The organism is Methylomonas sp. Kb3 (assembly GCF_002834115.1).
Lineage (GTDB): Bacteria > Pseudomonadota > Gammaproteobacteria > Methylococcales > Methylomonadaceae > Methylomonas > Methylomonas defluvii.
On the sequence record NZ_PIZT01000001.1, the window covers coordinates 115,407 to 132,451 of the forward strand.

The window sequence follows — 17,045 nt, forward strand, 5'->3', positions numbered from 1 at the left end:
GTTTGAGCTTATGCGCCCGTTAAAATACCTGGCCGGCTATGCGCCTGCCATCACCGCGCAAGTGCATGCGCTGATCGACAGCGACAAACTGCCCGAGCTACTGCTGAAAAAATATCCCCGGCCGCATGATATAAAGACCGACAAGGCGCTTTATGTCTACACGATGGATCTTAAAAATCAATTTCTGCGGCAATCCAACCCTCTCAGCAAAGTCGTTTACGACGACAAAATCGATGTATTGCATCAGGCCTTGGGCTTGCATTCGGTGGTATCGCGGGTGCAGGGCGGCAATTTAAAGTCAAAAAATGAAATTCGCATTGGCGCGATCTTTAAGCTGGCGCCGCCGGAGTTCTTGCAGATGATCGTCGTTCATGAGCTCGCGCATCTACGTGAAAAGCAGCATAACAAGGCGTTTTACAAATTATGCGAATACATGGCGCCGGACTATCACCAATGGGAGTTCGACATGCGGCTTTATCTGACCTGTCTGGATTTGGGTCGGGCGATTTATTGAGTCGATCCAAGTGCCGCGGGCGAAGGATTCACGGCCGTGCTTCGCGAATGAATGGTTGTGTGCAGCCATCAAGCAGCGATATTTCTTAATTTTGCCTGGCTATAGTGGCACTATTGCGTCAGAATTTACTTACTTTTATACAGACATTTTTATGGGAGAAACAGCATGCGCGTAGCAGAGTTAATGACCACCAAGGTATTTACCGTCGAACCTCACGATCTGATCGATCGCGTGTTCTTTTTGATCCATTACGAGAAAATCCGCCACTTGCCTGTGGTTGAAAAAGGCAAATTGGTCGGTATCGTTTCCGACCGGGATTTATATAAAGCCCTGGGCCCCAAAAGTAATTCCAATGCGGTGGAAGCTAGTAAAGACAGCACCCAATTGCATGTGGTCACGCAAAAAGTCGTGCATATCATGCATCGCGGCGTTTATACCGTTACCCCGGAAACGCCAGCGTCCGAAGCGGCGGCGATGATGGCGGAACACCGCGTCGGCGCGCTGCCGGTGGTGGAAAAAGACAAACTGGTAGGCATATTGTCCGCTACCGATATTTTAAGAGTGTTTGCCAAGTTGGAACGCGCGCACGAAAAGCTGGAACAACAGATCAAGGAAGGCGCGGCGCACGGCTAAGGTCGGATGGGTTTACGGCGTAAACCGTCTGAAAGCAAATGGGGCGATGCTTATTGTTTCGCCCCGGGCCAAAGCCTCAACCGGTAATCGCGGCTCTTTTATCCACTAAGTAAATCCAGTCGTCTTGTTCTTTGACTTTCAGCGCGGTCAGTTTTTTGCCCAGGCAAATTTCGCTTAAAGACTCGCCGCTGATCGGGTCATAGCAAATACTGTGCATGGAACACTGCAAATAGCGTCCCGATTCGTCGAAAATGTTGCTGTTCTCACAATCCAATGCCCTAGGCATGTGGACGCATTGGTTTAGATAAGCGTATACCTCGCCTTGGAAACGCACCAGAACCGCAGAGCGGGGCGAGCCTCGATAGAGCAGTTCAAACGGAAATTTGCCGAGCTCGGGAACTTGTTGAGCAGGGCAGATGGCAAATGGGTGTTTCACCGACATGGTTGTTTATCCTCCCCCACGATTGCCAGCAAACCTTGGGCCACAATGCTGTATTTTTTCGATGGATTTTCGGCAATTGAGCAAGCGGACGGCGTTACTCGGCAAATCAAACTGACAGCGGATAACTAGCAGTCTTTACCTTCAGTGTTCGCTTGGCTGTCCAGCTCCTGCTGTTCATTGCGAATCAGCCAGTCCAGCACCAAGGCATAGCTGGTGGCCAGCAGGGTCGGGCCGATAAATACGCCGATAAAGCCAAATGCTAACAGCCCGCCGAAGATGCCGAACACGATCAACACGAACGGCAATTCCACTTCCCGGCTGATCAAAATCGGCCGTAGCCAGTTGTCGATGGTGCCGACGAATAACAAAAACCACAATGCGATAAAAACCGCCCAGCCGGTTTCGCCTTCTGCCAGCAGCCACAAGGCAATCGGCAGCCAGATCACCGTGCCGGCCGCTGGAATGATCATCAAAAAGAAGGCGATGACGCCTAACACAAAGGCGTAAGGCACGCCGGCAATCACAAAGCCCAGGATGGAAGCCAGTGCTTGTACCAGCGCGGTGCCGAGGATGCCGTATACCACTGCGCGCAGACTGGAGCGGACGATATGCAGGATGCGTTGGGTGCGCTCGCCGGCCAGGCGTTCGACGCCAATCACGACATGCTGAGCAACATGCTCGCCGTCGCGATAGAAAAAAAACAGCACCAAAATAGCCAGGCCCATATGCATCAGTTCGCCGGCCAAGCCAATGCCTTGTTGCAGCAACCAGCTACTGGCGCCCAGCGCATATTGCCGGGCCAGATTGACGAGGCGGCTGGAGTCTTCGCCGACACTTTGCCAGGCGGCAACAGCGTTGTCGCCGACTACCGGCAACGATTGCAACCAAGCCGGAGGTTCCGGCCACACATGCCGGCTTTGATTCAGCCATTGCAGCAAGTGGTTTATGTCTTCCGTAAATGTCAGCGTGGCGGCGACGAACGGCGTCAGCAGTAATATGCCTATCGGCAGGACCATGGCGGTGGCGGCCCAGTTGGCGGTCAGCTTCCAATCGCGCAAACGCAAATACAGCGGCCAGGTGACAAAACACAGAATCGCCGCCCACAACAAATCGAAAATAAACGGTTTTAATACCTGATAACAGGCAAATAGCAGCAGGCACAAGGCCGCCAGACTGGCGATTTTTTCGTAACGGGAAATCTGGATAGGCATGATCGAGTAGGCGGCAGCTAACTGAATTGGAATCAATATCCGGAGTTTACGGCATTATCGGTTAAGCCGGTATGACAGCCGTTGAATTAAACAATGCTTGCTTGTCCGGCGGCGCTTTACATAGAATGCGGTAGCCTTTATCTGGAGCCGCACTGTGAGCCAAGCCCGAGAGTTTATTCCGATTAATATCGCCGTATTGACTGTCTCCGATACTCGTACCGAATTAGACGACGTATCCGGGCAAACCTTGGTCACCGGTTTGACTGCGGCCGGGCATAACTTGATCGACAAAAAAATCGTTCCCGATGATATTTACCAAATCCGCGCCGCCGTCAGTCAATGGATCGCCGATCCGCAGGTCAATGCGGTTATCACCACCGGCGGCACCGGCGTGACGGGGCGCGATGGTACCCCGGAAGCGATTCAACCGCTGTTGGATAAAGTATTGGATGGCTTTGGCGAAGTGTTTCGGACGATTTCCTACCAGGACATCAAAAGCTCGACGATGCAATCGCGGGCTATCGCCGGCGTGGCCAACGCCACTTATATTTTCTGCGTGCCCGGTTCGTCCGGTGCTTGCCGGACTGCCTGGGATTCCTTAATCAAGGAACAATTGGATTACCGCACCCGGCCGTGTAATCTGGTGCAACTGATGCCGCGCCTGCTGGAGAAATAATGCGTCCGCCTTTTTTGTTTCTGGCCGCGGTTGGCGGTTTTATCGGCGTAGCGATGGGCGCATTCGGCGCGCATGGCTTGAAGCATTTATTATCCGAGCATCTGCTGGATGTTTACAAAACCGCGGTAAGCTACCAGATGTGGCATGTGTTGGTTCTGGCTTTGATCGCAGTGTTACCGGAACATAAATTGCTGCGCTGGGCCGGCTGGTGTTTGGTGGCGGGCGTTGTGCTGTTTTCCGGCAGTCTATACTTACTGGCGATATTGAATATCGGTTGGCTGGGTATGATCACGCCGTTGGGCGGCCTGGCTTTTTTAGCCGCATGGGCCTTGTTGGCTTATGTGGCTTGGCAGAAAAACCAGGAGTTGTAGATGGACAGTAAACCGCCCGTTCGACCTTCCGTGCCGCCACCGGCATCTTCCCGGCCCAGCGCTAACCGCAATTTGCGCGAGGAAGGCCACGAAGTAAAAGTACCGCCGATTCCGGAAGATGCCATGCTCAAAGTCCTGCACGCGGTCATTCATTTCGCGGTCAGAATATTGGCGGTGCTGATGGTGTTGGTTATCTTGTGGGGCGTGGCTGATGTGGGTTATGTGATGTACCAACGGGTGGTCGCGGCGCCGTTTTTGATGCTGACGGTGTCCGACATACTGGTGATTTTTGGGTCATTCATGGCGGTGTTGATCGCGATAGAGATATTTATCAACATCACGCTGTACATCAAACACGACACGCTACCGATTAAAATGGTCATAGCCACTGCCTTGATGGCCGTGGCCCGAAAAGTGATCATGCTGGATTTCAAGGATTTGGATCCGGCTTACATTACGGCCATTGCCGCGGTCATCGTGGCGCTGGGCCTTACTTACTGGCTGATTTCCTATAAACCGCCACAACCTGTCAAACAAGACGAGCGATAAATGATGCGCGATGCAAGCCCGCAAACTGTTTTCCTGAAAGACTATACCCCGCCCGAATATCTGATCGAACAGATTGAACTGAATTTCGACCTGGACGAGCAACACACGCAGGTCCGCTCAACCTTGAGTTTACGCCGCAATCCGCAAAGCCAAGACAGCAGTACCGCATTAACCTTGCTCGGCGAGGAATTGCAGTTGGTGAGTATCGCGATAGACGGCCAAGCGCTGGAGCAGAGCCAGTATTTGCTGGGCGAGGAAGCCTTGGTCGTGCATGAAGTACCGCAGGACAGGCCGTTTCAAATCGTCATCGAAAACGTCATCAATCCGCAAGCTAACACGGCGTTGGAAGGTTTGTATCTATCCAGCAGTATGCTGTGTACGCAGTGCGAGGCGCAGGGTTTTCGGAAAATCACCTGGTTTTTGGACCGGCCGGATGTGATGAGCCGCTTTAAAACCACCTTGACCGGAGATAAGGGTAAATATCCGGTTTTGCTGTCCAACGGTAACAAGGTCGGCCAAGGCGAGTTGGATAACAATCGGCATTGGGTGAGTTGGGAAGATCCGTTCGCCAAGCCTTGTTATTTGTTTGCCCTGGTGGCAGGGCAACTGGAATGCGTCGCCGACGAGTTCATCACGATGAGCGGTCGGCGTATCGCACTGGAAATATTTGTCGAAAAGCACAATGTCGACAAATGTGCGCACGCCATGCAGTCCTTGAAAAACGCGATGCGTTGGGACGAAGAAACCTACGGTCTTGAATACGACCTTGATTTGTACATGATCGTTGCGGTCGACCATTTCAATATGGGCGCGATGGAAAACAAAGGCTTGAACGTATTCAACACCAAATTCGTGCTGGCCCGGCCCGACACCGCCACCGACAGCGATTACGAGCACATCGAAGGCGTGATCGGTCACGAATATTTCCATAACTGGTCCGGTAACCGCGTTACTTGCCGCGACTGGTTTCAGTTAAGTTTGAAAGAAGGCTTTACTGTGTTCCGCGACCAGCAATTCAGCGGCGACCGCACGTCGCCGGCGGTAAAACGCATCGAAGACGTCAACGCTTTGCGCACCCGGCAGTTTGCCGAAGATGCCGGCCCGTTGGCGCATCCGATTCGTCCGGAAGCCTATATCGAAATCAACAATTTCTACACGCTAACCGTCTATGAAAAAGGTGCGGAAGTAGTGCGGATGCTGCACACCTTGCTGGGCGCGGCTGGTTTCAGGAAGGGCTGTGATTTATATTTCCAGCGCCACGACGGCCAGGCGGTGACTTGCGAGGATTTCGTCAAGGCTTTGGAAGACGCCAATGGCGTGGAGTTGAAGCAGTTCAGACTTTGGTATTCGCAAGCCGGTACGCCGGTGTTGACGGTGAGCCAGCAATACGATTCCGAATCTCAACAACTGCATTTGACCATTCAACAAAATTGTCCGCCTACGCCTAATCAACCGGTGAAAGCGCCGCTACATATCCCGGTAAAACTGGGTTTGCTGGCTGCCGACGGTTCGGCTGCGCAGATTCATTACAACGGTTCCAGTCAGGCGGAAATTACCTTAAATGTTACGGAAGCGGAGCAAACTTTTAGCTTTGATAAGTTATCTCAGCAGCCGGTCGTGTCACTATTAAGAGGTTTTTCCGCGCCTGTTACCTTGAAGATTGAGCGTAGCCTGGAAGAATTGGCGTTTTTGCTGCGGCACGACAGCGATACATTTAACCGCTGGGAAGCGGGACAGCAACTGGCCGTGCAGGTAATTTTCAAGCTGATCGATGCGATAGAATTGGGCCGGCCTTTGCAACTGGAGCCGGTTATCGTCGATGCCTATCGCAGCGTGTTGACCGATAGCGGCGGTGATTTGTCTTATCAAGCGTTGTTGCTGGCGCTGCCGGAAGAAAGTTATTTATCCGGGCAAATGGCTGTTATTGATGTTGAAGCTATCCATCAAGCCCGCGAGTTTGTCAAAAAGACCTTGGCAGACCAATTGCAAGCCGAGTTTAAGCAGTTGTACCAGCAACATCACCGCGACGAATCCGGTAGTTTCGATGCCGGTGCGGTCGGGCGGCGGCGCTTGAAAAATGCCTGCTTGAGCTATTTGAGCAAGCTGGAAAATCAGGATGTTTATCATATCGCCGAGCAGCAGTTTTATAGCGCCCGGAATATGACCGATCAGTTGGCGGCGTTGTCGGTCATCGTCAACAGTAACCATCCGGCCAAGGCCAGAAGTCTGGATAGTTTTTACGTGCAATGGCGGCAGGAAGCGCTGGTGATAGACAAATGGTTTACCTTGCAAGCTACAAGCAGCATGCCCAACACCTTTGCCACCGTGCAGGCCTTGATGAAACATCCGGCTTTTGATATGAAAACGCCCAACCGCGTGCGCTCATTGATTGGCGCTTTCAGCCAAGCCAATCCGCTGCATTTTCATGCCATAAACGGCGAGGGCTACCGTTTCCTGGCCGACCAAGTGTTGGCGCTGAATACCCTCAATCCGCAAATCGCCTCGCGGATGGTGACCGGGTTGGCGCAATGGCGGCGTTATGATGCAGCCCGGCAGGGCTTGATGAAACAGCAATTACAGCGTATCGTCGCTACCGAGCATCTATCCAAAGATGTCTATGAGATCGCCAGCAAGAGTTTGGCGTAGCCGTCACAATCACGTAAACTAGCGCCGAAATAAGCCATCCGCATTAAGCATGAACCCACGCACCGCTCAGGTTGAGCGCAATACGCTCGAAACCCAGATCAAAGTTTCCATTAATCTCGACGGCAACGGTACGGCCTCTTTTACGACGGGCTTGCCGTTTTTGGATCATATGCTGGATCAGATCGCCCGGCACGGCTTGATAGACATAGAGGTTGTCTCGCATGGCGACTTACATATCGATGCCCATCACAGCGTGGAAGACATCGGCATTACGCTGGGCCAGGCCTTTGCCAAAGCGCTGGGCGATAAAAAAGGTATTTATCGCTATGGTCATGCCTATTGCCCGCTGGACGAATCCTTGTCGCGGGTGGTAATAGATTTCTCCGGCCGGCCCGGCTTGTTCTATCAAGTGGAGTTCAAACGCGCCTTTATCGGCAGTTTCGATGTGGATTTATTTAAGGAATTTTTCCAGGGCTTTGTGAATCATGCCGGCGTGACCTTGCATATCGATAATATCAAGGGCGGCAATGCTCATCATATTGCCGAAACCGTTTTCAAGGCATTCGGCCGAGCCGTCAGGATGGCAATCAGCCATGACGAGCGGATGGCCGGCATCATGCCTTCCACCAAGGGCAGTCTATAATTCCCACACTTTTCGCCTAGAAACCCCGACCTTGTATCTCTAGTTTTATGTCATCAGTAGCCGTTATCGATTACGGAATGGGAAATCTGCATTCCATTGCCAAAGCGCTTCAACATGCCGATAGCCGGGTAAACGTACAAATAACCACCGATGCCTCGTTAATCCGCGCTGCGGATCGCGTGGTATTTCCGGGCGTCGGCGCGATACGCGATTGTATGCACGCCCTGAACGATAGCGGTTTGGCAGATGTGATCCGCGAAGTAGCGCAAAGCAAGCCTTTTCTGGGCATCTGCCTGGGGATGCAGGCCTTGTTGACCGACAGCGAGGAAAACGATGGCATCGCTTGTCTGAATATATTCCCCGGTCATGCCCGCCGTTTTGCCGATCACATGCTGGATGCCGAGGGTAATGTTTTGAAAATCCCGCATATGGGCTGGAATCAGGTTAAGCAAAACCCGCATCCGCTCTGGCACGACATCCCGGACCATAGCCGCTTTTATTTCGTACACAGCTATTATGCAGCGCCGGACGATGTGCGCCACAGCGCTGCGACGGCCGATTATCCGCAAGCCTTTACCTGCGCACTGGCAAAAGACAATATGTTTGCCGTGCAATTTCATCCCGAAAAAAGCCAGACTGTCGGATTGCAGCTATTGCAAAACTTCCTGGCCTGGGATGGAACCGCGTAACTCCCCAACCCTTAGATGTTGGCTTTACTAACCTTTAGATTTAGTGTTTTAACTGTCGAGATTTAAATATGTTGCTGATACCCGCAATTGACTTGAAGGAAGGAAAATGTGTCCGTTTGCGCCAGGGTCGTATGGAAGACGATACCGTATTCTCGGACGATCCGGTGGCTGTGGCCGGGCGTTGGGTTGAAGCAGGGGCGAAGAGATTGCATCTGGTCGATCTGGACGGCGCCTTCGCCGGTAAACCGAAAAATGCCCAGGTTATTAACGCCATCGTCCAGGCTTATCCCGATGTGCCGGTGCAAATCGGCGGCGGTATCCGCGATGAAGACACCATCCAGGCGTATCTGGAAGCCGGTGTGCAATATGTGATTATCGGCACCAAGGCCGTCAGCGAACCGCATTTCGTGCGCGACGTGTCGATTGAGTTTCCCGGCCATATCATCATCGGTCTGGATGCCAGAGACGGCAAAGTAGCGATAGACGGCTGGTCGAAACTGTCTCGCCACGACGTGATTGACCTCGCGCAAAAATTTGAGTCCAACGGCGTCGCGGCCATTATCTACACCGATATTTCCCGCGACGGCATGATGCAAGGCGTCAATGTCGAAGCCACTGCAAAATTGGCGCGCTCGGTGCACATCCCGGTCATTGCCTCCGGCGGCATCACTAACTTGGACGACATTCGCGCGCTGGGCGAGGTAGCCCACGAAGGCATCATGGGAGCCATCACCGGCCGGGCCATCTACGAAGGCACGCTGGATTTTGCCGAAGGCGAAAAACTGGCCGAGTCTTTCGGCGGAGCAGATGTCTGAGCTAATGCTGCTAAATCGTAAACCATGAGCCTAGCCAAACGTATTATTCCCTGCCTGGATGTCGATAACGGCCGCGTCGTCAAAGGCGTGAAGTTCGTCGATATTCGCGATGCCGGCGACCCGGTGGAAATCGCCCGTCGCTACGACCGAGAGGGTGCCGACGAGATCACCTTCCTGGACATCACCGCCACCCACGACAACCGCGACACCATCGTCCATGTGGTCGAGCAAGTGGCCAGCGAAGTATTTATCCCGCTGACCGTGGGTGGCGGCATCCGGGTATTGGAAGACATCCGCCGCATGCTCAACGCCGGCGCGGACAAAGTGGGCATCAACAGCGCTGCGGTATTTCGCCCGGAGTTTGTTAAGGAAGCGGCTGAAAAGTTTGGTTCGCAATGTATTGTGGTGGCTATCGACGCCAAAAAAGTCAGTCAGGAAGGCGAGGAAAACCGCTGGGAGATCTTTACCCACGGCGGCCGTAAACCGACCGGTATCAATGCCGTCGAATGGGCCGTCAGAATGAAAGACTACGGCGCGGGTGAAATTCTTTTGACCAGTATGGACCGTGACGGCACCAAATCCGGCTTCGACTTGGCTTTGACCCGTGCGATCAGCGAAGCGGTCAGCATTCCGGTCATCGCCTCCGGCGGCGTCGGCAATCTTGACCATCTAGCCGACGGCATTACCCAAGGTAAAGCCGATGCGGTCTTGGCAGCCAGCATTTTCCACTTTGCCGAATACTCGATAGAGCAAGCCAAAAAACATATGCAAGCCAGAGGTATAGAGGTGCGCTTATGAGCATCCCTTGGCTGGAGGAAATCCAGTGGACCGAAGACGGCCTAGTTCCGGTCATCGCTCAACTGCAAGATAGCGGCCGCGTGGTGATGTTTGCCTGGATGAATCGCGAGTCACTGGCCTTGACGGTTGCCGAAGGTTATGCGGTATATTGGTCCCGCTCGCGCAACCGTTTGTGGCGCAAGGGCGAGGAGTCCGGGCATAGGCAAAAAGTCATCGACATGCAATTGGATTGCGATGCTGATGTAATATTGCTTAAAATTGAACAGGAAGGCGGCATCGCCTGCCACACCGGTCGGGAAAGCTGTTTTTACCGCAGCCTGAAAGATGGTGCATGGCAAGCCACCGAGCCGGTACTCAAAGACCCCAAAGCCATCTACAAATAGACAATCACACGCCGGCATAGCTCAGCAGGTAGAGCAGCGCACTCGTAACGCGAAGGTCGTAGGTTCGATTCCTATTGCCGGCACCATTTAAATCAACACTCTATCCTTTTTAGACATTTGCAAAAGTTGCTTCGTTATACTCGCGCGCGGGATGTCGGGGAGTTTGATAGCGCGTGCAAAGATGCGGATGGTCTATAGACTTATACCGTTTTGGCCGGCCAGTTTTGGTTAGTTCCGACCCTATAGGCCGCAACCGCTAATTTTAAGCGCCGTCCGGACGCTTTAAATCCTGACTTTTTATCCGAAGGTATTCAAATCCTTTCCTTGCACTTTACAGAGACAACACATTTTGAGTTTAAATAGTTACCAGTCGGTTGATCGCGAACAATTAGCCAAAGACATCAGCCAAATTCACAAACAAGCGTTAGCCGATATTGGTCCTGCCGATTTCGAACATTTAAAAAAAGTCGAACGTTGGGGCAAGGTTTGCTCTCTCGTGGGTTACGCGACCGCCTGGATTTTTCCCAACCCGATTTCCGCGTTGTTGATCAGTCAGGGTAGTTTTTCCCGCTGGACCGGGGTAGGCCACCCCATCGTGCATAAAGCCTTCGATAAAATGCGGGATGTGGACAAAAACTACACCAGCAAGAAGTTTGCAAAGGGCTGGCGGCGGTTTTTGGATTGGCCGGATTGGATGACCCCGGCCGGTTGGCATCACGAACACGATTTATTGCATCATTACAACCTGGGTGAGGAGACCGATCCCAACAATGCCCAGCACAATATGGAATGGTTGCGGCAATCCAAACTGCCGATGTGGCAACGCTATGCCATCGTGGCGTTGTTTTCCGGTATCTGGAAAATCATTTATTACACCCCGCGCACGCATAAAGAATTGGTTTTAAATGCCGCCCGCCTGCAAGGTAAACCCAAGCCCGAGACCACACGTATCGGTGCCTGGAGCTTGTTTACCCCGCAAGGTAAGGCGCTATGGCTGCAAAGCGTATTGCCTTATAGCGCGTATCGTTTTGTATTAATACCGCTGCTATTCTTACCGCTGGGCGGGTTTGCCGCTGTCAGTGTATTGATCAATTCGATTCTGGCGGAAATTTTCACCAATATGCATAGCTTTCTGGTGATGATCCCCAATCATGCCGGCGATGACGTGATGATGTTCGATGAAAAATCGCATAGTAAAGGCGAGTTTTATCTGCGGCAGATTTTGGGTTCGGTCAATTATCCAACCGGGTCTAATTTCAATGATTTTTTCTACGGTTGGTTGAATTATCAAATTGAGCACCATTTATGGCCGGATTTGCCGCTAAGCCAATACCAAAAATTGCAGCCGCAAGTGAAAGCGCTGTGCGAAAAACATAATATTCCTTACTGCCAGGAATCGGTATTTAAACGCATGCTGAAAGCCGCGGATATTATGGTAGGCAAAACCTCAATGCTGAAGCCGGCGACTGTTTAATACGTCCAGCGCGAGTTGTTTAAATAACCCACTGAATCAAACTTTATGTTTTAGGCGAAGAGCCTATGCGATTCTGGGTGACTGGCGATGCGCGCTAATTTATGTCAATGCAGTTAATCTGCCCACAAACGAGTGTAATCAACGAAAATACTATGAGCGACATCAGAGATATCAAGCCCGAACCCATCGCAGCAAAACCAAACTGGAATTACGACTCGTACTTTCTAGCCCAGCTTGAACGGATCAATCAGCAGACCGCTATTAAGAAGCCGAAAAAGCGCGTTGTCGATGCCGCGCCGAAAGACAACAACGATGCGGCGGACGAGCAGAATAAATAGTTAACCCGGGTAAACCGTGCAACGCGGTTTAGTCGTGTTACGCCGCCTTTTCGCGGAGGACTGCCAGCGGTTTTGTGTAAACGCATTCAGGCAAGGTTCCACCTGATTTTTCTGGACCTGCCGTGTCGTTGAAAGCAGCGATAAACTTGGCGAGAGGGTGCGTTCGCTATTTGCCGGGATTGGTTTAGTTACTGGCGTACAGTGTAAGCACGGTGGCTGGTCAGGTTCGTAAAGCGTTGCATCTCTATCGTCAAGGCGACTAACGAAACGGCATAAAAATGTGCGCACGGACTACACATTTTTCCATATCGCAGTAATATCGTCACTTAAAGAGTCTGTCGGAGCGCAAAATGTACTGCCCAAACTGTGGAAAACAAAACCCGGACAATGCAAATTTCTGCCTTGAGTGTGGCGCAGCCATGCAAGTGAATAACGGCTATCGCGGGCCAGTGGCTAACGGACGGAATATGACGTTTACCGAATCGGTGTCCGGCTGTTTTGCAAAGGCATTTGTTTTTACAGGTAGAGCATCACGCGCTGAATACTGGTGGTTTGCGCTGTTCACGCTATTGGTATCGATGATGGCGGGAGTCATTGATCAATCGTCCTACGGCGAGCCGGCTACCGTCACGGCGATCACCAACTTGGTTATTCTATTTCCTTCGCTGGCCGTTAATATCCGCCGATTACACGATACCGGGCATAGCGGCTGGTGGTATCTGATTATTCTGACCATCATCGGCATCATTCCGTATTTCATCTGGATGGTGTCAAAAGGCGATGACCGTGCAAACGAGTACGGGGCTCCGCCTGTTTAACCCCCTTCATTTTAAACTTCGTCGATCAGTCAATTAGCCGGGATGATAACCACTATTGCGTTGCTCGCATCGCTAATATTAAACATTATTCTGGTCGGGCTGCTGGTCTTAAATGCCAGAAAAATTCGACGAAAAAATCAAAATCAGAAACAGCCCACCCTTAGAACGCCTGCGAACGTAAGGACAATTTCCTGTCCATCCTGTGCGCAACGCATTAAATTTACGTTGCCCATCGAGGGTAACAAAGCGCGATGCCGACGCTGTCAAGCTCAGTTCAAACTGGATACCGATGAGCATCGGAATGTGTATATAACCGAAATAAAACTGCCTGAAGAGGGTCAACACATCAAATCGTTAGCGGATTGTTATTTAATTCTTGGTCTAACTGCTGATGCCATACCGATAGACATCAAAGCGGCGTACAAAAAGAAAATTTCCGAATACCACCCGGACCGAGTCGGCGTGTTTGGCGAAAAAATCAAACAACTCGCCGAGGAAGAAACCCGACAAATCAACGCCGCCTACGCCATGCTGCAAGAGCAGGGCATGGTGTGACATCGCCAAGTTGGTTTTAGGATGATTGGCGCTGACAAAAGCTAAACGATTTTAACCGGCCATCGGTTTTTAACATTGGCGTGTAAGCATCACCAGCGGCGTAGCACTTAACAAACGCCGAACTCTTGCTGTGCCGGATCGACTCAGCATTTATGAATACCTGCAAACGACTACACTACCTGGCGGCGTAACATATCTGTCGGATATGGGTTTCAATCAAATCAAGGACTGAGCGTGACAGCATCGTATTTCCAATATTGGGGTAAAGCCGAGCCAGAAGCCGATGACGGTCTGGCTTATCATTTATTGCCTTACCATTGTTTGGATGTGGCGGCGGTAGGATCGCTCTGGCTTGCTCCGAATACAGCGGTTTGTAAGCAACTAGCAATGCGCCTGCAAGTCGAGCCGGAATGGCTGCAACGTTGGTTTACCTTTTGTCTTATCCTGCACGATCTGGGCAAATTCGCTCGTGCATTCCAAGGCTTGCGAACTGGTATGCCGGGCGATTTGGTCAAGACGAATCCGAGAATGACTTATTCTGAACGTCACGATAGCCTAGGATTTGCGCTTTGGCGGGACGTTTTGCAAGAAAAATTGGTGCAACACCTTCCGGCGGGTCAAACTGCTTGGATCAACAAAATCGATCCCTGGCTGGAAATCGTCACCGGCCACCACGGCATGCCGCCGAAATTGGATAGCTTTCGGCTTGGTAATTTCTTCGAGGCCGACGACGAGCTGGCCGCGTTCGTCTTCGTGCAGCATTTGCTGGATTGCTTTCTGGCCGATTTCGACTTTCAGCCCCTAGCGGACAAGAACCCTTATAAACGCCTGAAGCCGTTGTCCTGGCAATTCGCCGGTATAGCCGTGTTGGCCGACTGGTTGGGTTCGAATCAGGAGCATTTCACTTATTGCGCCAAGCCGATGCTGCTTTCCGAATATTGGCAAAACTTTGCGTTACCCAAGGCCAAACAAGTGCTTGCCGGTTTGCCTAAACCGCCTGTAGCCGGAAAATTCGAAGCCGTGCAAACCCTGTTTCCCTTTATCCAGCAGCCTACGCCGTTACAACGATACGCTGCCGAAGAGCCGTTGACCGATCAACCGCAGTTCTTCATCCTCGAAGACGTCACCGGTGCCGGCAAAACCGAAGCGGCGTTGATTTTGACGCAACGCTTGATTGCAAAAGGTTTGGCTGACGGTCTGTACATCGGCTTGCCGACCATGGCGACCGCCAACGCCATGTACCAGCGCTTGGGTAAGGTCTACCGCAGCTTTTATGAAGTCGGCGAACAGCCATCGTTGGTACTGGCGCATGGTGCTCGGGAATTGTCGCAAGCCTTTCGTGATTCGGTGCTACTGGCCGAGCAAGCAAATCTAGATACCGATTATCAGAACGGCCGACTCGAGGAAGATCAGGAACTGAGCGCTACCGCTTACTGCAACGCCTGGCTGGCGGACAGTCGCAAAAAAGCCTTACTGGCGGATGTCGGCGTCGGCACGCTCGACCAAGCTTTATTGGCGGTATTGCCGGCGCGGCATCAATCCTTGCGTTTGCTGGGATTGGGCCGCAAAGTACTATTGGTGGACGAGGTTCACGCCTACGACAGCTATATGCGAGAACTACTTTCGACATTATTGGAAGTTCATGCGCGGCAGGGTGGCAGCGCGATATTGCTGTCCGCCACCTTGCCGCAAACCATGCGCGAAAATCTGACCGCGTCTTTTCATCGTGGACTCGGGTTGGACACGCCGAGTTTGGCCTATCCGGCAGCTTACCCGTTGGCGACTCACACGCCGGCAGCAAAAAGTAGTCTGACAGTCAAAACAGAACCCTCTCCCGCCGGGAGAGGGCAGGGTGAGGGACTTTTGCGACAACTTCCGGCAACTGTGGAAACGCCCATCGATACCCGATCCGAAGTCAAACGCACGGTTCACGTTCAACGCCTCGACAGCGAAGAACAAATCATTGCCAAAATTCGCCAAAGCGCCGAGCAAGGCCTCTGCGTTTGTTGGATACGCAATACCGTCAAATCGGCTCGGCAGGCTTATCAAACATTGCTCAGCCAAGGCTTTCCTGCCGATCGAGTGGCGCTGTTCCATAGCCGTTTTGCGATGATAGACCGGCAAGCCATCGAAAACCGCACCTTGCAGACATTCGGCGAGCAATCTGACCATGACACCCGCAAAGGCCAAATTCTGATCGCCACTCAAGTGGTCGAGCAATCGCTGGATTTGGATTTCGATGTACTGATCAGCGACTTGGCACCCATCGATCTACTGATTCAACGCGCCGGCCGCTTGCGCCGCCATGTCCGCGATGCGCTAGGCAATCGCTTGCGGGAACAAGGCGCGGATGATGGCCGCGGCGAACCGGTGTTTTATCTGCATGCACCGGCGCCGTCGGAAGATGCAAACGCCGTTTGGCTGAAGCCGGATCACGCCGGTACCCAGGCGGTTTATCCGCATGTCGGCCAGCTATGGCTGTCGGCCCGATTATTGGAGGATAAAAGCGGTTTCGCCATGCCGGACGATGCGCGGGAATTGATTGAAGGCGTGTATGCCGACGAAGCGCAGGCTCGGATACCGCTTGCATTGCAAGAAGCTTCCTTCGACGCGGAAGGCAAAACCATGGTACAGCGGAGCATGGCCGACTTGAATGTCTTGAAGCTGGACAAAGGCTATACCCGGAAAAGCGGCGAGTGGGATGAGGAAACCCGAATCCCCACACGTCTTACCGAAGAGGAAAGTATTTCGGTGGCGTTGGCTGTGCTGGTTGACGGTCAGCTTAAACCTTACGCCGATGTCGAGCGTTACGCCTGGGCGATGAGCACCATCAAATTGCCGGAACGCGAATGGAAAAAGGTTAGCCAACAACTTCCCGACGAACTGAAGCAGCAAGTCGAAACCTTGAAAAACGAACAAAAAGCCTTGCGTTGGCTGGAAGTGTTGCCTTTGCTCGATGGGCAAAATCTGTATTCGGCGACGGATGGATTTGCTGGCTATACGCCGGCAGACTGAAAAGAGTGTTTAAAATGAATTGTTCAATTCCATTTACGAGGGTCTGGTATGAAATTAAAAGTCATCATTCACGAAGCCGAAGAAGGCGGTTACTGGGCTGAAGTGCCGTCGATTCCGGGCTGTGTAACCCAAGGCGAAAGCTTTGACGAGTTGCTAAGCAATATTTATGAAGCCGTGGAAGGGTGTTTATCGGTGGATATAGATGAGGCCAGCGTTGGCAGTAACGACCGAATCATGGAGATTGCCGTGTGAAGGCTATCAGCGGCAAGCGCATGTGCCGATTGCTGGAGATGCGCGGTTGGGATTTAAAACGAATCAACGGCAGCCATCATATTTACGCCAAAGCGGGCAGCATCACCAGGATCTCCGTGCCGGTGCATGGCGATAGTGCGTTAAAGATCGGCTTGCAAAAGCAGATCATGAAGATGGCCGACATCGGCGAAGCCGAATTGTAATTTCAAGTTCAAGCAGGGAG

Annotated in this window: 20 protein-coding genes and 1 tRNA gene; 19 read left to right on the forward strand and 2 right to left on the reverse strand. The window is 52.2% G+C overall.

Annotated elements, in window-relative coordinates; translation table 11 throughout:
• Positions 1 to 10 precede the first annotated feature (10 nt).
• Positions 11 to 514: a YgjP-like metallopeptidase domain-containing protein gene (locus CWO84_RS00565; protein ID WP_033158576.1), complete on the forward strand. Its 504-nt coding sequence runs from the start codon at positions 11 to 13 to the stop codon at positions 512 to 514.
• A 165-nt stretch (positions 515 to 679) separates the two neighbouring features.
• The gene (locus CWO84_RS00570) at positions 680 to 1,147 is read left to right on the forward strand and encodes a CBS domain-containing protein (protein WP_033158577.1); all 468 of its coding nucleotides are present in this window, start codon (positions 680 to 682) and stop codon (positions 1,145 to 1,147) included.
• Positions 1,148 to 1,223: 76 nt separating this feature from the next.
• Here the strand turns inward: CWO84_RS00570 and CWO84_RS00575 are convergent, their stop codons facing one another.
• A complete protein-coding gene (locus CWO84_RS00575) occupies positions 1,224 to 1,589 on the reverse strand; it encodes a Rieske 2Fe-2S domain-containing protein (RefSeq protein ID WP_033158578.1) in 366 nt (121 codons plus the stop codon).
• 125 nt (positions 1,590 to 1,714) lie between these two features.
• Positions 1,715 to 2,800 (reverse strand): AI-2E family transporter, encoded by a 1,086-nt coding sequence (locus CWO84_RS00580; protein ID WP_033158579.1) that lies wholly within the window; start codon positions 2,798 to 2,800, stop codon positions 1,715 to 1,717.
• A gap of 154 nt (positions 2,801 to 2,954) precedes the next feature.
• Here CWO84_RS00580 and moaB point away from each other — a divergent pair, with 154 nt between their 5' ends.
• The 17 genes from moaB (at position 2,955) to CWO84_RS00665 (ending at position 17,025) form a co-directional block, all read left to right on the forward strand.
• Positions 2,955 to 3,476 (forward strand): molybdenum cofactor biosynthesis protein B, encoded by a 522-nt coding sequence (gene moaB / locus CWO84_RS00585; RefSeq protein WP_033158580.1) that lies wholly within the window; start codon positions 2,955 to 2,957, stop codon positions 3,474 to 3,476.
• Positions 3,476 to 3,847: a DUF423 domain-containing protein gene (locus CWO84_RS00590; protein WP_033158581.1), complete on the forward strand. Its 372-nt coding sequence runs from the start codon at positions 3,476 to 3,478 to the stop codon at positions 3,845 to 3,847. Before moaB ends, CWO84_RS00590 begins: the two co-directional genes overlap by 1 nt.
• On the forward strand, positions 3,848 to 4,396 hold the full coding sequence (locus CWO84_RS00595; protein WP_051670349.1) for a phosphate-starvation-inducible PsiE family protein: 549 nt from the start codon (positions 3,848 to 3,850) through the stop codon (positions 4,394 to 4,396). It begins immediately after the preceding gene.
• 3 nt (positions 4,397 to 4,399) lie between these two features.
• Complete coding sequence (pepN, locus tag CWO84_RS00600) at positions 4,400 to 7,042, forward strand: aminopeptidase N (protein WP_101051506.1); 2,643 nt, start codon at positions 4,400 to 4,402, stop codon at positions 7,040 to 7,042.
• 49 nt (positions 7,043 to 7,091) lie between these two features.
• Positions 7,092 to 7,685, forward strand: coding sequence for an imidazoleglycerol-phosphate dehydratase HisB (gene hisB / locus CWO84_RS00605; RefSeq protein ID WP_101051475.1), 594 nt, complete (start codon positions 7,092 to 7,094; stop codon positions 7,683 to 7,685).
• A 47-nt stretch (positions 7,686 to 7,732) separates the two neighbouring features.
• Positions 7,733 to 8,374, forward strand: a complete 642-nt coding sequence (gene hisH, locus CWO84_RS00610; RefSeq protein ID WP_101051476.1) for an imidazole glycerol phosphate synthase subunit HisH — start codon at positions 7,733 to 7,735, stop codon at positions 8,372 to 8,374.
• Between the two features lie 68 nt (positions 8,375 to 8,442).
• Positions 8,443 to 9,189: a 1-(5-phosphoribosyl)-5-[(5-phosphoribosylamino)methylideneamino]imidazole-4-carboxamide isomerase gene (gene hisA / locus CWO84_RS00615; RefSeq protein WP_026147134.1), complete on the forward strand. Its 747-nt coding sequence runs from the start codon at positions 8,443 to 8,445 to the stop codon at positions 9,187 to 9,189.
• A 24-nt stretch (positions 9,190 to 9,213) separates the two neighbouring features.
• Positions 9,214 to 9,987 carry an imidazole glycerol phosphate synthase subunit HisF gene (gene hisF, locus CWO84_RS00620; protein ID WP_101051477.1) on the forward strand — a complete coding sequence of 258 codons (774 nt, stop codon included), beginning with the start codon at positions 9,214 to 9,216 and terminating at the stop codon, positions 9,985 to 9,987.
• Entirely contained in the window at positions 9,984 to 10,370 is a 387-nt protein-coding gene (hisI, locus tag CWO84_RS00625; protein WP_101051478.1) for a phosphoribosyl-AMP cyclohydrolase, read from the forward strand. Before hisF ends, hisI begins: the two co-directional genes overlap by 4 nt.
• Before the next feature lie 10 nt (positions 10,371 to 10,380).
• A tRNA-Thr gene (locus CWO84_RS00630) sits at positions 10,381 to 10,456 on the forward strand.
• Positions 10,457 to 10,719: 263 nt separating this feature from the next.
• Positions 10,720 to 11,844 (forward strand): fatty acid desaturase, encoded by a 1,125-nt coding sequence (locus CWO84_RS00635; protein ID WP_033158586.1) that lies wholly within the window; start codon positions 10,720 to 10,722, stop codon positions 11,842 to 11,844.
• 152 nt (positions 11,845 to 11,996) lie between these two features.
• Positions 11,997 to 12,182, forward strand: a complete 186-nt coding sequence (locus tag CWO84_RS00640) for a hypothetical protein (RefSeq protein ID WP_133120630.1) — start codon at positions 11,997 to 11,999, stop codon at positions 12,180 to 12,182.
• A 419-nt stretch (positions 12,183 to 12,601) separates the two neighbouring features.
• Positions 12,602 to 13,000, forward strand: a complete 399-nt coding sequence (locus CWO84_RS00645) for a DUF805 domain-containing protein (protein WP_240617926.1) — start codon at positions 12,602 to 12,604, stop codon at positions 12,998 to 13,000.
• Positions 13,001 to 13,303: 303 nt separating this feature from the next.
• A complete protein-coding gene (locus tag CWO84_RS24250; protein WP_165786248.1) occupies positions 13,304 to 13,555 on the forward strand; it encodes a J domain-containing protein in 252 nt (83 codons plus the stop codon).
• Positions 13,556 to 13,789: 234 nt separating this feature from the next.
• Entirely contained in the window at positions 13,790 to 16,570 is a 2,781-nt protein-coding gene (locus CWO84_RS00655) for a CRISPR-associated helicase/endonuclease Cas3 (RefSeq protein WP_101051482.1), read from the forward strand.
• 48 nt (positions 16,571 to 16,618) lie between these two features.
• Positions 16,619 to 16,822 carry a type II toxin-antitoxin system HicB family antitoxin gene (locus CWO84_RS00660; protein WP_033158589.1) on the forward strand — a complete coding sequence of 68 codons (204 nt, stop codon included), beginning with the start codon at positions 16,619 to 16,621 and terminating at the stop codon, positions 16,820 to 16,822.
• Positions 16,819 to 17,025 carry a type II toxin-antitoxin system HicA family toxin gene (locus CWO84_RS00665; protein WP_101051483.1) on the forward strand — a complete coding sequence of 69 codons (207 nt, stop codon included), beginning with the start codon at positions 16,819 to 16,821 and terminating at the stop codon, positions 17,023 to 17,025. Before CWO84_RS00660 ends, CWO84_RS00665 begins: the two co-directional genes overlap by 4 nt.
• Positions 17,026 to 17,045: the final 20 nt, after the last annotated feature.

Coding starts and splice junctions, on each gene's coding strand:
- CWO84_RS00570 (WP_033158577.1), top strand. CDS start 680: ATGCGCGTAGCAGAGTTAATGACCACCAAGGTATTTACCGTCGAACCT.
- pepN (WP_101051506.1), top strand. CDS start 4,400: ATGCGCGATGCAAGCCCGCAAACTGTTTTCCTGAAAGACTATACCCCG.
- CWO84_RS00580 (WP_033158579.1), bottom strand. CDS start 2,800: ATGCCTATCCAGATTTCCCGTTACGAAAAAATCGCCAGTCTGGCGGCC.
- CWO84_RS00590 (WP_033158581.1), top strand. CDS start 3,476: ATGCGTCCGCCTTTTTTGTTTCTGGCCGCGGTTGGCGGTTTTATCGGC.
- hisB (WP_101051475.1), top strand. CDS start 7,092: ATGAACCCACGCACCGCTCAGGTTGAGCGCAATACGCTCGAAACCCAG.
- hisF (WP_101051477.1), top strand. CDS start 9,214: ATGAGCCTAGCCAAACGTATTATTCCCTGCCTGGATGTCGATAACGGC.
- CWO84_RS00575 (WP_033158578.1), bottom strand. CDS start 1,589: ATGTCGGTGAAACACCCATTTGCCATCTGCCCTGCTCAACAAGTTCCC.
- CWO84_RS00660 (WP_033158589.1), top strand. CDS start 16,619: ATGAAATTAAAAGTCATCATTCACGAAGCCGAAGAAGGCGGTTACTGG.
- CWO84_RS00645 (WP_240617926.1), top strand. CDS start 12,602: ATGCAAGTGAATAACGGCTATCGCGGGCCAGTGGCTAACGGACGGAAT.
- CWO84_RS00565 (WP_033158576.1), top strand. CDS start 11: ATGCGCCCGTTAAAATACCTGGCCGGCTATGCGCCTGCCATCACCGCG.
- CWO84_RS00640 (WP_133120630.1), top strand. CDS start 11,997: ATGAGCGACATCAGAGATATCAAGCCCGAACCCATCGCAGCAAAACCA.
- CWO84_RS00595 (WP_051670349.1), top strand. CDS start 3,848: ATGGACAGTAAACCGCCCGTTCGACCTTCCGTGCCGCCACCGGCATCT.
- hisA (WP_026147134.1), top strand. CDS start 8,443: ATGTTGCTGATACCCGCAATTGACTTGAAGGAAGGAAAATGTGTCCGT.
- hisH (WP_101051476.1), top strand. CDS start 7,733: ATGTCATCAGTAGCCGTTATCGATTACGGAATGGGAAATCTGCATTCC.
- hisI (WP_101051478.1), top strand. CDS start 9,984: ATGAGCATCCCTTGGCTGGAGGAAATCCAGTGGACCGAAGACGGCCTA.